Here is a 15,711-nt window from a genome sequence, read left to right as displayed (position 1 = left end):
CCTTTCCTGATCGTTAAGGCGAGGATCACTGCGAGCGGCCCCCGCCGAACCATCGCCTCGAGGAGGGTGTCATGGCAGCCACGCCCCAGCACGGCGTCTTCGTCTGGAACGAACTGAACTCGCGCGACCCGGAGAAGGCCATGGCCTTCTACAGCGCCACGCTCGGCTGGCGCTTCGAGCCGATGCCGATGGAGGACGGCGGCGCCTACTTCATCGCCTGGCTCGGCGAAACCCGCGTCGCCGGGCTGTTCCCGCTGGCCGGGCCGGCGTTCGGGTCGCTTCCCGCGCACTGGTTCTCCTATATCGCGGTCGATGACGTCGACGCGCGTCTGGAAAAGGCGGTAGCGGCGGGCGGCGAGGCGCTGCGCCCGGCCTTCGACGTGCCGGGCGTCGGCCGGATCGCGGTCGTGAGCGATACGGAAGGGGCCGTCACGGGGTGGATTTCGCCGCAGATGTGACCCATCGGCAGGCATGTCCGGCGGCGCCGTCATCGCCCTAAACGATTGGTACGGCATCGGATTCGGCCGAATTGTAATCCGCGTGCCATAAATCGCGCGCATAAGGCGGGGCCGTGAGTCGCGGCGTCCGTTTCCACCCCGGTTTCAGGAAGAGCTGATCGATGCAGATGCACATCCCGGTCTCCCCGATCCGCGCCAGCGGCTACGCCATTCGCGAAGGCAGCCCCGAATTCGACGATATCGGCGCCGCCCTCGACGAAGCGGAGGGCCTCGGCGTCGATCTGGTGGAGCTGCCGGTCTATGCCTGGCATCTCATCGTCGGCGGCCGCCTGCTGAACGAGCGCGTCGCGGACCTCGTCCGGGCGCTGGAGGGCCACAGCCTCGCCTATTCGGTCCACGGCACGCTCGCCATCAACCTGATGGACATTCCCGAGCGCCTGCCGCGCCACGAGAAGGTGCTGGAAGCCAATATCGAGATCGCCGCCGCTCTCGGCGCGCAGCATCTCGTCATGCACACCGGCTTCGTCACCGATCCGGGCGACGACATCGAGGTCGCCTATTCGCGCCAGCGCGACGCGCTGGCCCGGGCCGGCGAGCGGGCGGCGCCGCTCGGCGTCCGGCTGTGCGTGGAGAACATCTTCCGCTTCGCAGGCGCCCGCGAAACCGCGACGCCCTCCAAGCTCGCGGGCGAGCTCGCCGCGATCGAGCACGACGCGGTGAAGGCGACGCTCGACGTCAGCCACGCCTATCTGCGCTGCGCCGATGCGCGGCTTGACCCGCTGGCTGAGATCGCCGCGCTCGGCCCGCATGTGGCGCATTTCCACCTGCACGATTCCTTCGGCATGCCGAGCGCGCTGTGGACCTATCAGCCCGCCGAGGCGGTGGCGTTCGGCGAGGGCGACCTGCATCTGCCGATCGGCTGGGGCGGCATCGACTGGGACGCGGTGGTGCAGGCGGTGCAGCCGGCGCCCGGCGCGGTCGCGGTGATGGAGCTCGACCCGCGCCACTGGCGCGAGCTTCGGGATCAGGTCGGGGTGCTGAAGGGCCTCGCCGCCCGCTTCCGCCCCGCTGCCGAACCGGTCTGACACGCTGCCGCCCGCCCGCAGCTGCGGTCGGACGGAGCGGCTTTGACAGTGTGAGGGCGCGGGTCCATAGCTCATGCGCGGCAAGTAAAGGCGCCTCTTTGAGGGGCGTCGCGATCGGGGGAGCGCATGGAACCTTCCGCACAGGCGATCGCCGGCCAAACGCTTGCCCAGCATCCCGTCGCCGTGGAGCACCTGCCCTTTTTCATCACCGCTCCGGGCAGCCCCGACGTGCTGCTCTGGGTGGCGATCGCGACGCTGATAATCGTGGTGCTGCTGGCGGGCGTGCTGTTCCTCGCCCTGCACTCGCTGCCCGAGCGCATGGCCCACAAGTCGCAGAAGCTGCAGATGGAGATCGTCGCCGTCCTCTGCCTGCTGGCGCTGTTCACCCACATCCACCTGTTTTGGGTGGCGGCGCTGCTGCTCGCCTTCATCGACATTCCCGATCTCGCCAGCCCGCTGCGGCGCATAGCGGTCGCCGCCGAGCGGATGGCGGGCGGTGAGCCGGCGGACCGCGACCGGCAGGCCGGGGGCTAGCCATGCTCGAACTGCTGCTGTGCTCTCTGGTCACCGTCTTTCCCGACTACCTCTACCGGCGCTACGGGCAGGGCAAGCGGTTCGGGCGCGAGATCACGCTCTATTCGGTCTGGTACGAGCTGCGCTGGGGCATCACCGCGTGCCTGATGCTCACCATCGCTCTGATCACGGTCATCTTCTACAACCACCCCGCGACCAGCAACGTCACCGCCTATTTCCGCACCGTCCCCATCCTGCCCGAGACCGGCGGGCGGGTCGCGAAGGTGTTCGTGGGCAAGAGCGACCACGTGAATGCGGGTGACCCGATCTTCGAGCTCGACAACGCGACCCAGAAGGCCCAGGCCGAGACCGCCCGGCGCCGCATCGCCGAGACCGACGCGGCGATGGTCACCGCCCGGGCCGACATCGCCGCCGCCGACGGCCAGGTGCAGCAGGCGCAGAAGGCGCTTCAGCAGGCGCAGGACGAGCTCGACACCAAGCAGGAGCTGCAGCGGCGCAATGCCGGCGTGGTCTCGGCCCGCGAGATCGAACGCCTTCAGGTGGTGGTCGACGGGCGCGAGGGCGGCGTGAAGGCGGCGCAGGCCGCCCGCGAGGCGGCGGAGGCGCGCGCCAACGTGCTGCTGCCGGCGCAGAAGGCGAGCGCCGAATCCGCCCTCGCCGAGGCCGAGGTCGCACTTGGTAAGACGCTCGTGCGGGCCGGCACGGCGGGCCGCATCGAGCAGTTCACGCTGAGGGTCGGCGACGTCGTCAATCCGATGCTGCGCCCGGCTGGCGTCCTCATCCCCGACGGGGCGGGCCGCGAGCAGCTCGTCGCCGGCTTCGGGCAGATCGAGGCCCAGGTGATGAAGGTCGGCATGGTCGCCGAGGCGGTGTGCCTGTCGAAGCCGCTGGTGGTCATCCCGATGGTGGTGACGAGCGTGCAGGACGCGATCGCCGCCGGCCAGCTGCGCGCCGCCGACCAGCTCCAGGACGCGCAGCAGACCGCGCGGCCGGGCACCATCACCGTGTTCCTCGATCCGCTCTACCAGGGCGGGCTCGACGGCGTGCCGCCGGGCTCGAGCTGCATCGCCAATGCCTATTCGAGCAACCACGAGCGCATCGCCTCGGGCGAGGTGAGCGGGCTGACGGCGGTCTATCTCCACGCGGTCGACGCGGTGGCGCTGGTGCACGCGCTGCTGCTGCGGCTGCAGGCGGTCATCCTGCCGATCCAGATCCTCGTCTTCGGCGGGCATTGAGGGGCGAGGAGCGGGAGCGGGCGCGCCGTTGCGGAGTGCCGCCTTAAACCGCACGCTCCTTCTTGCGGCGGAAACGGGTGCCCCCTATATCGGCGACGAACGGCGCGGATAGCGTCGTACCCTATTGTTTGGGGGCCGGTCCGGGGGCGCGGTGCGGTGAAAGCTCAGCCACGTCTCTCCGGGTGCTTCAATAAGGTCCGGCCGGCCTGCCGGAAGGAGAAACAATATGTCTAAAGTCATCGGCATCGACCTCGGCACGACCAATTCCTGCGTCGCCGTCATGGAAGGCACCTCGCCGAAGGTGATCGAGAACGCGGAAGGGGCGCGTACCACCCCGTCCATCGTCGCCTTTACCGAGGACGGCGAGCGTCTGGTCGGCCAGCCGGCCAAGCGCCAGGCGGTGACCAATCCCGAGCGCACCTTCTTCGCGGTCAAGCGCCTCATCGGCCGCCGCTACGAAGACCCGATCATCGAGAAGGACAAGAAGCTCGTCCCCTATTCGATCGTGAAGGGTGACAATGGCGACGCCTGGCTCGAGGCGGACGGCAAGAAATATTCGCCCTCGCAGATCTCCGCCTTCACGCTGCAGAAGATGAAGGAGACCGCGGAGGCCTATCTCGGCGCCAAGGTCGACAAGGCGGTCATCACCGTCCCGGCCTACTTCAACGACGCCCAGCGCCAGGCCACCAAGGACGCGGGCCGGATCGCCGGCCTCGAGGTGCTGCGCATCATCAACGAGCCGACCGCGGCCGCGCTCGCCTACGGCCTCGACAAGAAGTCGGCCGGCACGATCGCGGTCTACGACCTCGGCGGCGGCACCTTCGACGTCTCGATCCTCGAGATCGGCGACGGCGTGTTCGAGGTGAAGTCCACCAACGGCGACACGTTTCTCGGCGGTGAAGACTTCGACATGCGGCTCGTCAACTACCTCGCCGACGAGTTCAAGAAGGAGCAGGGCATCGACCTGCGCAACGACAAGCTCGCCCTCCAGCGCCTGAAGGAGGCGGCGGAGAAGGCCAAGATCGAGCTGTCGAGCGCGACCCAGACCGAGATCAACCTGCCCTTCATCACCGCCGATGCCTCGGGTCCGAAGCATCTGACGATGAAGCTCACCCGCGCCAAGTTCGAGGCGCTGGTTGATGACCTGATCCAGCGCACCGTCGAGCCCTGCAAGAAGGCGCTCAAGGATGCGGGCCTCTCGGCCGGTCAGATCGACGAGGTGGTGCTGGTCGGCGGCATGACCCGCATGCCGAAGGTGCAGGAGGCGGTGAAGCAGTTCTTCGGCAAGGAGCCCCACAAGGGCGTCAACCCGGACGAGGTGGTCGCCATCGGCGCCGCGATCCAGGCCGGCGTGCTGCAGGGCGACGTGAAGGACGTGCTGCTGCTCGACGTGACCCCGCTCTCGCTCGGCATCGAGACGCTGGGCGGCGTGTTCACGCGCCTGATCGACCGCAACACCACCATCCCGACCAAGAAGAGCCAGACCTTCTCCACCGCCGAGGACGGGCAGACCGCGGTCACGATCCGCGTCTTCCAGGGCGAGCGCGAGATGGCGGCGGACAACAAGATCCTCGGCCAGTTCGACCTCGTCGGCATTCCGCCGGCGCCGCGCGGCGTGCCGCAGATCGAGGTTGCCTTCGACATCGACGCCAACGGCATCGTCAACGTGTCGGCCAAGGACAAGGGCACGGGCAAGGAGCAGCAGATCCGCATCCAGGCTTCGGGCGGCCTTTCCGACTCCGACATCGACAAGATGGTGAAGGACGCCGAGGCGCACGCCGAGGAAGACAAGAAGCGTCGTGCCGCCGTCGAGGCGAAGAACCACGCCGAGGCGCTGGTGCACTCGACCGAGAAGGCCCTCGCCGAGCATGGCGACAAGGTCGGCGAGGCCGAGAAGAGCGCGATCGAGACGGCGCTTGCCGAGCTCAAGAGCGCCATCGAGGGTGACGACGCCGAGGCGATCAACGCCAAGACCAACGCCCTGGCGCAGGCGTCCCTCAAGCTCGGCGAGGCGATGTACGCCTCCCAGCAGGGCGAGGGCGCCGGTGCCGGCGAGGCGCCGAAGGACGACGTGGTGGACGCCGAGTTCACCGAGGTCGACGACGACAAGAAGAAGTCGGCCTGACCGGCTTCTGAGTTCAGTGCGCCCCCGGGAACCGTCCCGGGGGCGAAATTCATTCGGCATTGTGGATCGATGCGTGAAACGCCGCCCGTGGCGGCAGGAATCCTGCATGATCCGCCTGCCTTGACCGTGTGCCCGCGCTTCCTGCGCGGGGTAAAGCCGGTTGCGAACGTTGGGCGGCCCAACTACCCATGTCGAAGCGCGACTATTACGAAATCCTCGAGGTCACCAAGACCTGCTCCGACGGCGAGCTGAAGAGCTCCTATCGCAAGCTTGCCATGAAGTGGCACCCGGACCGCAATCCCGACAATTCGGATGCGGAATCGCGCTTCAAGGAGATCAGCGAGGCCTACGACGTCCTCAAGGACCCGCAGAAGCGCGCCGCCTATGACCGCTTCGGCCACCAGGCCTTCGATGGCGGCATGGGCGGCGGCGCCGGTCCCGGCTTCGGCGCGGATTTCGCCTCCACCTTCTCCGACATCTTCGACGACCTGTTCGGCATGGGCGGCCGGCGCGGGGGCGGCGGCGGGGGCCGTGGCCGCGAGCGCGGGGCGGACCTGCGCTACAACATGGAGATCACGCTGGAGGATGCGTTCAACGGCAAGGACGCCACCATCCACCTGCCGACCACCATCGTCTGCGAGACCTGCTCGGGCTCGGGCGCCAAGCCCGGCACCCAGCCGACCACCTGCCGCACCTGCCAGGGCTCGGGCCGCATCCGCCAGGCGCAGGGCTTCTTCACGCTGGAGCGCACCTGCCCGAGCTGCCAGGGCCGCGGCCAGGTGATCGACGAGCCCTGCCCGGCCTGCGCCGGCGCCGGCCGCACCACCAAGGAGCGCACGCTCCAGGTGGCGATCCCGCCGGGCGTGGAGGACGGCACGCGCATCCGCCTCGGCAATGAGGGCGAGGCGGGGCTGCGCGGCGGCCCGCCGGGCGATCTCTACATCTTCCTGTCGATCGCCCCGCACGAATTCTTCCAGCGCGACGGCGCCGACCTGTTCTGCCGTGTGCCGATCTCCATGGTGACGGCCGCGCTCGGCGGCGCCACCGAAGTGCCGACCATCGAGGGCGACACCACCAAGGTGAAGGTTCCCGAGGGCACCCAGTCCAGCCGGCGCTTCCGCCTGTCCGGCCGCGGCATGCCGGTGCTGCGCACGCGCAACCGCGGCGACATGTATGTGCAGGTGGTGGTCGAGACGCCGCAGAACCTGACGCGCCGCCAGCGCGAGCTGCTGGCCGAGTTCGACGCCGAATGTTCGAAGGAAACCCACCCCGAGGCAAACGGGTTCTTCGCCAAGGTAAAGGATTTCTTCGCGGGGGATACCGACTAGCGGGGCGGGGCCGCGGGTAATCCCGGCCGGCCGGTCCTGTGATCGTCATGTTGTCGTATCGTAATCGGGTCGTCACGACCGGGTCTTAACATCGCTCGCCAAGATCATTAGGGTCACCGAGTCTCTCGACCTGCATTCCGGCTCGACACAGGTCCATCCGGCTCACTGGAATCCACGTGGTATGTTGCATCGTCCCGCCTCCGATTGTTCCAAGTCGCGTCCCGACGAAGTCCGCTTCTTCCAGTCCTGGCTGCAGAACCCGCTACGAACCGGAGCGGTGTCGCCCTCGGGCCGGGCGCTGGCGCGGACCATGGCGGGCTATGTGGATCCCCATTCCGATGGCCCGGTCATCGAACTCGGGCCCGGCACCGGCCCGGTCACCTCGGCGCTGCTGGCGCGGGGCATCGCGCCCGAGCGGCTGGTGCTGATCGAGTACAACCCGGAATTCTGCAAGCTGCTGAAGGTGCGCTTTCCGGCGGCGACGGTCATTCGCGGCGACGCCTACGACATGAAGGGCACGCTCAACGGCGCCCTCGGCAAGCCGGCGGTCGCCGTGGTCTCCAGCCTGCCGCTGTTCACTCGCCCGGTACATGAGCGCCACCAATTGCTCGGCCAGGCGTTCGAGCTCTCGCGCCCGCGCGCGCCCTTCATCCAGTTCACCTATGCCGTGGTGTCGCCGGTGCCGCTCGAGGCCGGCCATCTCGACGCCCATCGCAGCCAGCGCATCTGGGCCAACCTGCCGCCCGCGCGGGTCTGGGTGTACCGCTCGCGCCAGGCCGAGGCGGTCGCCGCCTGATCGGCCGGCTGGCGGCCATACGCGCCCGGCCCTAGAGTGACGAGGTTCCGCGGTGCGGGACCTGTCCAGCGGGGCCCGTCCCGCCGCGGAGCCGAGCGACCGCGCCACCCACGGAGACCCGCATGCGCCCCCCGAGGATCCTGACCTTCGCCGGATCGATCCGCACCGGTTCCTATTCGGCGAGCCTTGCCGCGCTGGCGGCGAAGGAACTCGCCCTGCTCGAATGCGAGCCGGTGCTGATCTCGCTCGCCGACTATCCGATGCCGATCTATGACGGCGACCACGAGGCGGCCGAGGGCCCGCCCGAGGCCGCCCGGCTGCTGCGCGAGCAGCTTCTCAGCGCCGACGGCGTATTCATCGCGACGCCCGAATACAACGCCGCCGTACCGCCGCTGCTGAAGAACGCCATCGACTGGACCAGCCGCGTCAAGGGCGAGGGCGACCCGTTCCGCAAGCCGGTGTTCTGCATCGGCTCCACCTCGCCGGGCGCGCTCGGCGGCTATCGCGCCTCGATGATGCTGCGCCAGGTGCTGGCGCTCGGCCTCGGCGCGCTGGTGCTGGCCGAGCAGGCCATGGTCGCCGGCGCCTCTCAGGCCTTCGCCGAGAACGGCGACCTCAAGGACGAGCGCGCGCAGGAAAGGTTGCGCGGGACGCTTCGGGCGCTTATCGAGCAGGCGGCGCTCAGGGCGGGTCTGCGCGTCTGAGTCGCAGGAAGCCTCGAACGATGAGCCGTGAGCGATGAGCGCGCCAGCCCCCGACCCTCGCGACCGGCTGATCGTCGCGCTCGACCTTCCCTCGGTGGGGGCGGCGGAAAGCGTCGTCTCGCGTATCGGCGAGGCCGCGACCTTCTACAAGATCGGCTACGAACTCGGCTTCGCCGGCGGCCTCGGCTTCGCCCGCGAGCTGATCGCCGACGGCAAGAAGGTGTTCATCGACTTCAAGCTGCACGACATCGGCAACACGGTGGCGCGCGGGGTGGCGAGCCTCGCCGCGCTCGGCGCCAGCTTCGCCACCGTCCACGCCTATCCCCAGACCATGCGGGCGGCGATGGAAGGCAAGGGCGCGAGCCCGCTGCGCATCCTCGCCGTGACCGTGCTCACCTCCTATGACGAGGCCGACCTCGTGGAGGCCGGGTACGCCCAGGGCGTCGACGCCACGGTCGCCGCGCGGGTGGCGCAGGCGCGCGAGATCGGCGTCGACGGCATCGTCTGCGCCCCGACCGACGCCGCCTCGGTGCGCGCGGCGCTGGGGCCGAAGCGCGCCATCGTCACGCCGGGCGTACGCCCGCACGGCGCCTCGGCGGGCGACCAGAAGCGGGTCGCCACCCCCTCCGAAGCGATCCGGGCCGGCGCCGACCATCTCGTCGTCGGCCGGCCGATCGTCGCCGCGCGCGACCCCGCCGCCGCCGCGCGGGCGGTGCAGGCGGAGATCGCCGCCGCGCTCGCCGCTTCCTGACATGTGAGAAAGGTGCGAAATGGCCAAGGGCTACTGGATCAGCCGGCTCGATGTCACCGACGCCGAAGGCTACAAGCCCTATATCGAGGGCGCCAACGGGGCCATCGCCGCCCATGGCGGGCGGTTCCTGACCCGCGGCGGGGCCTTCGAGGCGGTGGAAGGCACCTCACGCTCCCGCAACGTGGTGGTCGAGTTCAAGGACTACGAGACCGCGCTCGCCTGCTTCCATTCGCCCGAATATCAGGCCGTCTACGCGCACCGGCTCGCCTCCTCCGAGGGGGACCATCTGGTGATCGAGGGCTATGAGGGCGACCAGCCGGCGGCGGGCGTCGTCGACGGCCCGGCGGAAGGGCCGGCTGCCGCCTACTGGATCATGCGCATCGACGTGCACGATCCGGAGACGTACAAATCCTATATCGCCGCCGACGCGGTCGCGATCGAGGCCTATCGCGGCTGGTTCCTGGTGCGCGGCGGGCGGCACGAGGCGGTGCACGGGCCGGCGCGCTCGCGCAACGTGGTGCTCGCCTTCGAGGACTACGAGACCGCGCTCGCCTGCTACCGTTCGCCCGAGTACCAGAAGGCCTTCGCCTTCCGCTCCAGGTCGGCGGTCGCCGAGGCGATCGTCATCCAGGGCGGCTGACGGCGCCTGAGGCAACGGAATCGGCGCTGATTCGCAGCGACGCGCGGCGCTGCGCCGGACTCCATGTGGACAAGTCTGGCGCGGTCTGCTAAGTGCGCCACCTTGACCGTCGGCCCGTGGTGCCACGCCCGTGTGACGCCCGCTTCCGGTCTCCTTACATTCAACGCATGCGCGCAAGCGAAGGCACGAAGAGGAAGCAACGTGCAGGTTCTCGTTCGGGACAACAATGTCGATCAGGCGCTCAAGGCGCTGAAGAAGAAGATGCAGCGCGAAGGCATTTTCCGCGAGATGAAGCTGCGCGGCCACTACGAGAAGCCGTCCGAGAAGCGCGCCCGCGAGGAGGCCGAGGCCATCCGCCGCGCCCGCAAGCTGGCGCGCAAGCGCGCCCAGCGCGAAGGTCTGCTTCCCTCGAAGCCGAAGCCGGCCGGCCGCTGAGCCTGCGGCCCCGCATCGCGGGGCTTCGCTTCATCTGACGAGACGCAAGGCGCGGTGACCGATGTCGCCGCGCTTTTTGTCGTTCCGGGCCAGCCCGCGAAGCCCCGGCTCTACCGCCGACGGGCCAGACGAGCCAAGACACGGCTGCTCGCGGCAGCCGGCTGGTTCGGGTTCAGAGGCGCGGGAAGAAGGCGTCGCCGCTCACTGGCGGTTGAAGGGCACCGTGTATTCGCCCGCGCGGATGCGCACGGCCAGCCGCTCGGCGAATTCGGCGGCGGCGTCCTCGCCATAGGTGGCGACCAGCGAGCGGATCGCGGTGAAGAGGGCGGCCTGGGCCAGGCAGTCTTCGTCGAGGCCGTCATAGACCGCCTCGTTCCACGCTTCATCGAGATAGGCGAGCGCGGCGTGCCGCGCGTCCTCATGGGCCTGATCGGCCTTCTCATCGATGTCATGCGTCTCGGGAAGCTGGGACAAAATGTTTCCTCCGCGCGGCGGTGACATGATCTAGGGGGACACTAGCACGCCAGCCGCGCCGTTCCGCCCAAGAATTGAAGGACGGTTAACATGGTGAGGCAAAAATGGGGCGAGCGCCATTGCGTCGCATGCTTTTTGCCGTCAGTTGCTCCCGTACCGCGCGGCGATGTCGCGCGAGAGCTTCGCGCCCGCCTCCAGATAGCGCTGGCTGGCGAGCTCGGCCGAGGGCGTGCAGCTCCGGTAGACCTGCTTGTAGCTCTCATAGCCGCGGTTGAAGGCGGCGATGAGCTGGCTGCGCCGCCCGTCGGACGGGTGCTCGGAATTGAGGATTCCGGCCATCTCGTCGCGCCAGCGGGTCGGCTCCACCGCGCCGCAGAGCGGGCGAATATAGTGCAGCGCGCCGAGGATCTCCGACAGCCGCAGAAGGTCGCCCTCATAGGGCGGCGGCGCGCCTTCCGTCGTCTGGGCCCGCGCCGGCGCGCCCGCGAGCGTCAGGCCGAGCACCAAGCCGAGCGCCAGTGCCGCGCCGAGCGCGACCCGCGCCGCGTGCGGGGAAGGGCCGAGCCGAAGCGGTGAGGGGAGGAAGGCGGTCATGAGCGATTGGTGGTCTCCCATCGGGGCGTCGTCAAGGCCGGTTCAGCCGAGCGCGTCGGGCGCGTCGTCGGCGATGGCGAGGGCATGGGCCGCCTCGACGATGCCCGCGAGACCGGGCGTGACGTCGTCCGGCAGCGCATCGGGCGCGAACCAGCCGATCTCGGCCGCCTCCGGCCCGGTCGCCGGCTCGCCGGAGACCCAGCGCGCGGCGTGGCTGACCACCACGTAATGCGCGCTCAGCCCGCCCGCCGCGTCGTGCCGGATCACGTCGACCGCACCGGCCACGCCAAGAATGGCGCAGGCGACGCCCACCTCCTCCATCACCTCGCGCATGGCGGCCTGCGCCAGCGTCTCGCCCGGCTCGACGCGCCCGCCCGGCAGCGTCCACAGCCCGAGCGAGGGACGCTGGCCGCGCCGCGCCAGCAGCACGCGCCCGTCGCGGAACACGGCGGCGCTGGTGGCGAGGACGGGGCGCGGGGTGCTCATGCCAGTCGTCTCAACGGCCGAAGGTGGCGAAATAGCGCTCGATGATGCCGGCATAGACCCGCGTCAGTGCCTGGATCTCGGCGACCGGCGTCGATTCGTCGACCGCATGCATGGTGGTGCCGACGAGGCCGAACTCGATCACCGGGCAGTAGTCCTTGATGAAGCGCGCATCCGAGGTGCCGCCCGTGGTGGAGAGCTCCGGCCTCTGCCCGGTCGCCTGGGCGATCGCCTCGACCGCGAGCTCGACAAAGGCGCCCGGCGCGGTGAGGAAGCTGTCGGAGGAGCGGGCCTCGAAATCGACGCTCCAGCGCACCGAATTGCCCGCCGCATCGCGCAGCCGCTTCTCGATCTCGGCGGCCAGCGTCTGCGGCGTCCACAATTCGTTGAAGCGGACGTTGAAGCGCGCCCGCGCCTCGGCCGGAATGACGTTGTAGGCGGGATTGCCGACATCGACCGAGACGACTTCGAGGTTCGACGCCTGGAAATGCGTGTTGCCACCGTCGAGCGGCTCGCCGTAAAGGCCCGCAAGAAGCTTCGTCAGGCCGGGAATGGGATTTTCCGCGAGGTGCGGATAGCCGACATGGCCCTGCTTGCCGTGCACGGTGAGCGTGCCCGACAGCGAGCCGCGCCGGCCGATCTTGACCATGTCGCCCAGCACTGCGCGGCTGGAGGGCTCGCCCAGCACGCAATGGTCGAGCCGCTCGTCGCGGTCGGCCAGCCAGCGCAGCAGCTTCTCCGTGCCGTTGATGGCCGGGCCTTCCTCGTCGCCGGTGATGAGGAAGGAGATCGAGCCCGGCGCCATCTCGCCCTCGCTCGCCGCGCCGCCATGGCTGTGCGCGAAGTCGATGCCGGCGGCGACGAAGGCGGCGACGCCCCCCTTCATGTCCACCGCGCCGCGCCCGTAGAGCATCCCGCCATGGATCGCGCCCTCGAAAGGCGGGAAGCGCCAGTGCGAGGGGTCGCCGGGCGGGACCACGTCGGTATGGCCAGCAAAGCACAGGTTCGGCCCCTTGGTGCCGAAGCGGGCATAGAGGTTCTCGACGTCCGGCGTATCCGGGCCCGTCAGCTTCACGCGGTGGACGGTGAAACCGGCGGCGCCGAGCATGCCCTCGAGGCAGGCCAGCGCCCCTCCCTCCTGCGGCGTCACCGAGGGGCAGCGGATGAGCGACCGGGCGATCTCGACCGGATCGGCCCCGGAAGGGGCCGTCCCGGCGGCGTCCGCCCCGGCCTGAACGGGAGTTGGGTCGGCCATGCGACATCTCCTCGAACCGTTGCCCCGGCGCGGCCGAGGCCGGTCCGGGCTGTTGGGAAGGCTCGGCGCTCTACCGCCTAGCCGGTGTTTCGGCCGGGATGACGGCAGAACCGCCGCCGGCGATCAATCCCTCAGGAGGTCGTTGATCGAGGTCTTGGAGCGGGTCTGCGCGTCGACCCGCTTCACGATCACCGCGCAGTAGAGCGAGGGACCGGGCGTGCCGTCCGGCAGCGGCTTGCCGGGCAGCGAGCCGGGCACCACCACCGAATAGGGCGGCACCTCGCCGACGAACACCTCGCCGGTGCTGCGGTCGATGATCTTGGTGGTGGCGGAGATGAACACGCCCATGGAGAGCACCGAGCCGGTGCGCACGATCACGCCCTCGACCACTTCCGAGCGCGCGCCGATGAAGCAGTCGTCCTCGATGATGACCGGGCCGGCCTGCAGCGGCTCCAGCACGCCGCCGATGCCGACGCCGCCCGAGAGGTGCACGTTCCGGCCGATCTGGGCGCAGCTTCCCACCGTCGCCCAGGTGTCGACCATGGAGTTCTCGCCGACATGGGCGCCGAGATTGACGAAGGAGGGCATCAGCACGACGTTCGGCGCGATGAAGGCCGAACGGCGCACGATCGCGCCCGGCACCGCGCGGAAGCCCGCGGCGCGGAACTCGCCCTCGCCCCAGCCCTCGAACTTGGAGGGCACCTTGTCCCACCAGTGCGCCCCGCCGGGGGCGCCGGGGATCGGCGTCATGTCGTTCAGGCGGAAGGAGAGCAGCACCGCCTTCTTGAGCCACTGGTTGACGGTCCAGTTGCCGTCGGCACCCTGCTCGGCGACCCGCGCCTTGCCGGCATCGAGCAGGGCGAGCGCCTCGTTCACCGCATGGCGCACGGCGCCGCCGGTCTCGAAATTGACCTCGGTGCGCTTTTCGAACGCGTCCTCGACGATGCTCTTCAGTTCGCTCGACATCCGGCCTCTCCTTTATCCGGCGCGTCTTGTCCGGGCGCGGACGGGTTCTGTCAACGGCTGATCGGCGCGCGCATGCCTATGATCGGCGCAGCCCGGTGAGGAAGCCGGTGAGATCGTCGGTCACGACGTCGATATGGCCCGCGTCGCGCCCCTCGTGCTCCCACGCCTCGCGGTCGGCCGGGTTGACGGCGAGGCCCGGCGGGACGACCAGCACGGTGCGCATGCCGAGCGTCGCCGGCACCTCGAGGTTGCGCGCCAGGTCCTCGAACATGGCGGCCCGTCCCGGGTCGACGTCGAAGCGCCGGAGGAAGCCGCGATAGGCCGCCTCCTGCGGCTTGGGATGGAACTCGGCCGAGACGATGTCGTGCACGTCGGCGAAATGGTGCGAGATACCGAGCTTGGCCAGCACCGCCTCGGCATGGCGGCGCGAGCCGTTGGTGTAGACGAGCTTGCGCCCGGGCAGCGCGCCGATCGCCTCGCCCAGCGCGGGGGCGGCGTCGAGCTCGGACAGGTCGATGGCGTGGACCTCGGCGAGGAAGGCGTCCGGGTCCATCGCGTGCTCGATCATCAGCCCGCGCAGCGAGGTGCCGTATTTGCGGTAATAGCTCTTCTGCAGCGCGAAGGCCTCGTCGAGCGACAGGCCGAGGAACTCCGCGATATAGGCGCGCATCTTCATGTCGATCTGCCGCCACAGGTCGAGCCCGGGCGGGTAGAGGGTGTTGTCGAGATCGAACACCCAGGTGTCGATCCGCGTGAAGTCGGCCCCGGGGGCGGCGGCGGATTCGGGCATGGTCCCGCCTCAGCGCGTGATCAGCGTGCCGGCGCCGTGGTCGGTCAGCAGCTCCAGCAGCACCGCGTGCGGCACCTTGCCGTCGAGGATGACGACCCCCTCCACGCCCTGTTCGAGCGCGTAGATGCAGGTCTCGACCTTGGGGATCATGCCGCCCGAGATGGTGCCGTCGGCGATCAGCGCACGCGCCTGCGAGATGGTCAGTTCCTTGATCAGGTTCTTGTCGCGGTCGAGCACGCCGGGCACGTCGGTCAGCAGCAGCAGGCGCTTGGCGTTCAGCGCCCCGGCGATGGCGCCGGCGAAGGTGTCGGCATTGACGTTGAAGGTGCCGCCGTCGCGGCCGGTGGCGACCGGGGCGAGGACCGGGACGAGGTCGCGGCCGAGGATCTGGTCGAGCACGGTGGTATCGACCTTTTCCGGTTCGCCGACGAAGCCGAGATCGACCACCTTCTCGATGTTGGAATCGGGATCGCGGACGCTGCGCGTCACCTTGGAGGCGACGACCATGTTGCCGTCCTTGCCGGACAGGCCGAGCGCCTTGCCGCCGGCCTCGTTGATGAAGCCGACCAGGGATTTGTTGATCGAGCCGGCCAGCACCATCTCGACGATCTCGACCGTCGCCTTGTCGGTGATGCGCAGCCCGGCGGCGAATTCCGACTTGATGCCGAGCTTGGCCAGCATGGCGCCGATCTGCGGCCCGCCGCCATGCACCACCACCGGGTTCACGCCGGACTGCTCGAGCAGCACGATGTCCTGCGCAAAGTCGCGCGCCACCTGCTCGTCGCCCATGGCGTGGCCGCCATACTTCACCACGATGGTGGCGTCGTCATAGCGCTGCATGTGCGGCAGCGCCTGGACGAGCACGCGCGCCTTGGCGTGGTCATCGATGGGGTCGATGTTGACGTCGTCGGTCGGGGTGGCGGTGGTGGCGGCGGTCATGGCGGATCCGTCTCGCGGGAGGATGCGGGGCTTGCGGCGCGCCGCCGTCCGGCGGGCCGGCAGCGGTGTCGAGGCGTGCCCTTCTAGCCGATTTCGGTGACGCTTCTCAATAATCCGCC

At 69.4% G+C, this 15,711-nt stretch carries 18 protein-coding genes; 11 read left to right on the top strand and 7 right to left on the bottom strand.

Going from position 1 to position 15,711, the window contains the following annotated elements; all coding sequences use genetic code 11:
* Positions 1 to 71 precede the first annotated feature (71 nt).
* From NVS89_RS07500 to rpsU, 11 genes are all read left to right on the top strand, one after another.
* Complete coding sequence (locus tag NVS89_RS07500) at positions 72 to 458, top strand: VOC family protein (RefSeq protein ID WP_258731977.1); 387 nt, start codon at positions 72 to 74, stop codon at positions 456 to 458.
* 161 nt (positions 459 to 619) lie between these two features.
* Entirely contained in the window at positions 620 to 1,543 is a 924-nt protein-coding gene (locus NVS89_RS07495; protein WP_258731976.1) for a sugar phosphate isomerase/epimerase family protein, read from the top strand.
* A 126-nt stretch (positions 1,544 to 1,669) separates the two neighbouring features.
* Complete coding sequence (locus NVS89_RS07490; protein WP_258731975.1) at positions 1,670 to 2,077, top strand: hypothetical protein; 408 nt, start codon at positions 1,670 to 1,672, stop codon at positions 2,075 to 2,077.
* A 2-nt stretch (positions 2,078 to 2,079) separates the two neighbouring features.
* Positions 2,080 to 3,312: an HlyD family secretion protein gene (locus tag NVS89_RS07485; protein ID WP_258731974.1), complete on the top strand. Its 1,233-nt coding sequence runs from the start codon at positions 2,080 to 2,082 to the stop codon at positions 3,310 to 3,312.
* A gap of 226 nt (positions 3,313 to 3,538) precedes the next feature.
* On the top strand, positions 3,539 to 5,437 hold the full coding sequence (gene dnaK / locus NVS89_RS07480; RefSeq protein WP_258731973.1) for a molecular chaperone DnaK: 1,899 nt from the start codon (positions 3,539 to 3,541) through the stop codon (positions 5,435 to 5,437).
* A gap of 188 nt (positions 5,438 to 5,625) precedes the next feature.
* The gene (dnaJ, locus tag NVS89_RS07475; protein ID WP_258731972.1) at positions 5,626 to 6,765 is read left to right on the top strand and encodes a molecular chaperone DnaJ; all 1,140 of its coding nucleotides are present in this window, start codon (positions 5,626 to 5,628) and stop codon (positions 6,763 to 6,765) included.
* Positions 6,766 to 6,946: 181 nt separating this feature from the next.
* Positions 6,947 to 7,561 (top strand): class I SAM-dependent methyltransferase, encoded by a 615-nt coding sequence (locus NVS89_RS07470; RefSeq protein WP_258731971.1) that lies wholly within the window; start codon positions 6,947 to 6,949, stop codon positions 7,559 to 7,561.
* A 122-nt stretch (positions 7,562 to 7,683) separates the two neighbouring features.
* Entirely contained in the window at positions 7,684 to 8,265 is a 582-nt protein-coding gene (locus NVS89_RS07465) for an NADPH-dependent FMN reductase (protein ID WP_258731970.1), read from the top strand.
* 34 nt (positions 8,266 to 8,299) lie between these two features.
* Positions 8,300 to 9,016 carry an orotidine-5'-phosphate decarboxylase gene (gene pyrF / locus NVS89_RS07460; protein WP_258731969.1) on the top strand — a complete coding sequence of 239 codons (717 nt, stop codon included), beginning with the start codon at positions 8,300 to 8,302 and terminating at the stop codon, positions 9,014 to 9,016.
* Between the two features lie 19 nt (positions 9,017 to 9,035).
* The gene (locus tag NVS89_RS22980) at positions 9,036 to 9,656 is read left to right on the top strand and encodes a DUF1330 domain-containing protein (protein WP_374114536.1); all 621 of its coding nucleotides are present in this window, start codon (positions 9,036 to 9,038) and stop codon (positions 9,654 to 9,656) included.
* A 201-nt stretch (positions 9,657 to 9,857) separates the two neighbouring features.
* The gene (rpsU, locus tag NVS89_RS07445) at positions 9,858 to 10,091 is read left to right on the top strand and encodes a 30S ribosomal protein S21 (protein WP_144341544.1); all 234 of its coding nucleotides are present in this window, start codon (positions 9,858 to 9,860) and stop codon (positions 10,089 to 10,091) included.
* Between the two features lie 201 nt (positions 10,092 to 10,292).
* Here the strand turns inward: rpsU and NVS89_RS07440 are convergent, their stop codons facing one another.
* From NVS89_RS07440 to argB, 7 genes are all read right to left on the bottom strand, one after another.
* On the bottom strand, positions 10,293 to 10,565 hold the full coding sequence (locus NVS89_RS07440) for a hypothetical protein (RefSeq protein WP_258731968.1): 273 nt from the start codon (positions 10,563 to 10,565) through the stop codon (positions 10,293 to 10,295).
* A 141-nt stretch (positions 10,566 to 10,706) separates the two neighbouring features.
* Entirely contained in the window at positions 10,707 to 11,159 is a 453-nt protein-coding gene (locus NVS89_RS07435; RefSeq protein ID WP_258731967.1) for a TIGR02301 family protein, read from the bottom strand.
* Positions 11,160 to 11,201: 42 nt separating this feature from the next.
* A complete protein-coding gene (locus NVS89_RS07430) occupies positions 11,202 to 11,645 on the bottom strand; it encodes an NUDIX hydrolase (protein ID WP_258731966.1) in 444 nt (147 codons plus the stop codon).
* Positions 11,646 to 11,655: 10 nt separating this feature from the next.
* Complete coding sequence (dapE, locus tag NVS89_RS07425; RefSeq protein ID WP_258731965.1) at positions 11,656 to 12,897, bottom strand: succinyl-diaminopimelate desuccinylase; 1,242 nt, start codon at positions 12,895 to 12,897, stop codon at positions 11,656 to 11,658.
* A 123-nt stretch (positions 12,898 to 13,020) separates the two neighbouring features.
* The gene (gene dapD, locus NVS89_RS07420) at positions 13,021 to 13,863 is read right to left on the bottom strand and encodes a 2,3,4,5-tetrahydropyridine-2,6-dicarboxylate N-succinyltransferase (RefSeq protein WP_258731964.1); all 843 of its coding nucleotides are present in this window, start codon (positions 13,861 to 13,863) and stop codon (positions 13,021 to 13,023) included.
* Positions 13,864 to 13,939: 76 nt separating this feature from the next.
* Positions 13,940 to 14,653 (bottom strand): pyrimidine 5'-nucleotidase, encoded by a 714-nt coding sequence (locus NVS89_RS07415; protein WP_258731963.1) that lies wholly within the window; start codon positions 14,651 to 14,653, stop codon positions 13,940 to 13,942.
* 9 nt (positions 14,654 to 14,662) lie between these two features.
* Positions 14,663 to 15,592: an acetylglutamate kinase gene (gene argB / locus NVS89_RS07410; protein ID WP_258731962.1), complete on the bottom strand. Its 930-nt coding sequence runs from the start codon at positions 15,590 to 15,592 to the stop codon at positions 14,663 to 14,665.
* Positions 15,593 to 15,711: the final 119 nt, after the last annotated feature.

Source organism: Ancylobacter mangrovi (assembly GCF_024752355.1).
GTDB lineage: Bacteria > Pseudomonadota > Alphaproteobacteria > Rhizobiales > Xanthobacteraceae > Ancylobacter > Ancylobacter mangrovi.
Note: the sequence above shows the minus strand (reverse complement) of the source record. Positions and strands in the feature narration are given on the sequence as shown.

Excerpts from the sequence above, each read along its gene's own strand:
- NVS89_RS22980 (WP_374114536.1), top strand. The coding sequence starts at position 9,036 with ATGGCCAAGGGCTACTGGATCAGCCGGCTCGATGTCACCGACGCCGAA.
- NVS89_RS07470 (WP_258731971.1), top strand. The coding sequence starts at position 6,947 with ATGTTGCATCGTCCCGCCTCCGATTGTTCCAAGTCGCGTCCCGACGAA.
- NVS89_RS07500 (WP_258731977.1), top strand. The coding sequence starts at position 72 with ATGGCAGCCACGCCCCAGCACGGCGTCTTCGTCTGGAACGAACTGAAC.
- dnaK (WP_258731973.1), top strand. The coding sequence starts at position 3,539 with ATGTCTAAAGTCATCGGCATCGACCTCGGCACGACCAATTCCTGCGTC.
- dnaJ (WP_258731972.1), top strand. The coding sequence starts at position 5,626 with ATGTCGAAGCGCGACTATTACGAAATCCTCGAGGTCACCAAGACCTGC.
- argB (WP_258731962.1), bottom strand. The coding sequence starts at position 15,592 with ATGACCGCCGCCACCACCGCCACCCCGACCGACGACGTCAACATCGAC.
- dapD (WP_258731964.1), bottom strand. The coding sequence starts at position 13,863 with ATGTCGAGCGAACTGAAGAGCATCGTCGAGGACGCGTTCGAAAAGCGC.
- NVS89_RS07485 (WP_258731974.1), top strand. The coding sequence starts at position 2,080 with ATGCTCGAACTGCTGCTGTGCTCTCTGGTCACCGTCTTTCCCGACTAC.
- NVS89_RS07435 (WP_258731967.1), bottom strand. The coding sequence starts at position 11,159 with ATGACCGCCTTCCTCCCCTCACCGCTTCGGCTCGGCCCTTCCCCGCAC.
- NVS89_RS07495 (WP_258731976.1), top strand. The coding sequence starts at position 620 with ATGCAGATGCACATCCCGGTCTCCCCGATCCGCGCCAGCGGCTACGCC.
- NVS89_RS07415 (WP_258731963.1), bottom strand. The coding sequence starts at position 14,653 with ATGCCCGAATCCGCCGCCGCCCCCGGGGCCGACTTCACGCGGATCGAC.
- NVS89_RS07490 (WP_258731975.1), top strand. The coding sequence starts at position 1,670 with ATGGAACCTTCCGCACAGGCGATCGCCGGCCAAACGCTTGCCCAGCAT.
- NVS89_RS07430 (WP_258731966.1), bottom strand. The coding sequence starts at position 11,645 with ATGAGCACCCCGCGCCCCGTCCTCGCCACCAGCGCCGCCGTGTTCCGC.
- pyrF (WP_258731969.1), top strand. The coding sequence starts at position 8,300 with ATGAGCGCGCCAGCCCCCGACCCTCGCGACCGGCTGATCGTCGCGCTC.
- dapE (WP_258731965.1), bottom strand. The coding sequence starts at position 12,897 with ATGGCCGACCCAACTCCCGTTCAGGCCGGGGCGGACGCCGCCGGGACG.
- NVS89_RS07465 (WP_258731970.1), top strand. The coding sequence starts at position 7,684 with ATGCGCCCCCCGAGGATCCTGACCTTCGCCGGATCGATCCGCACCGGT.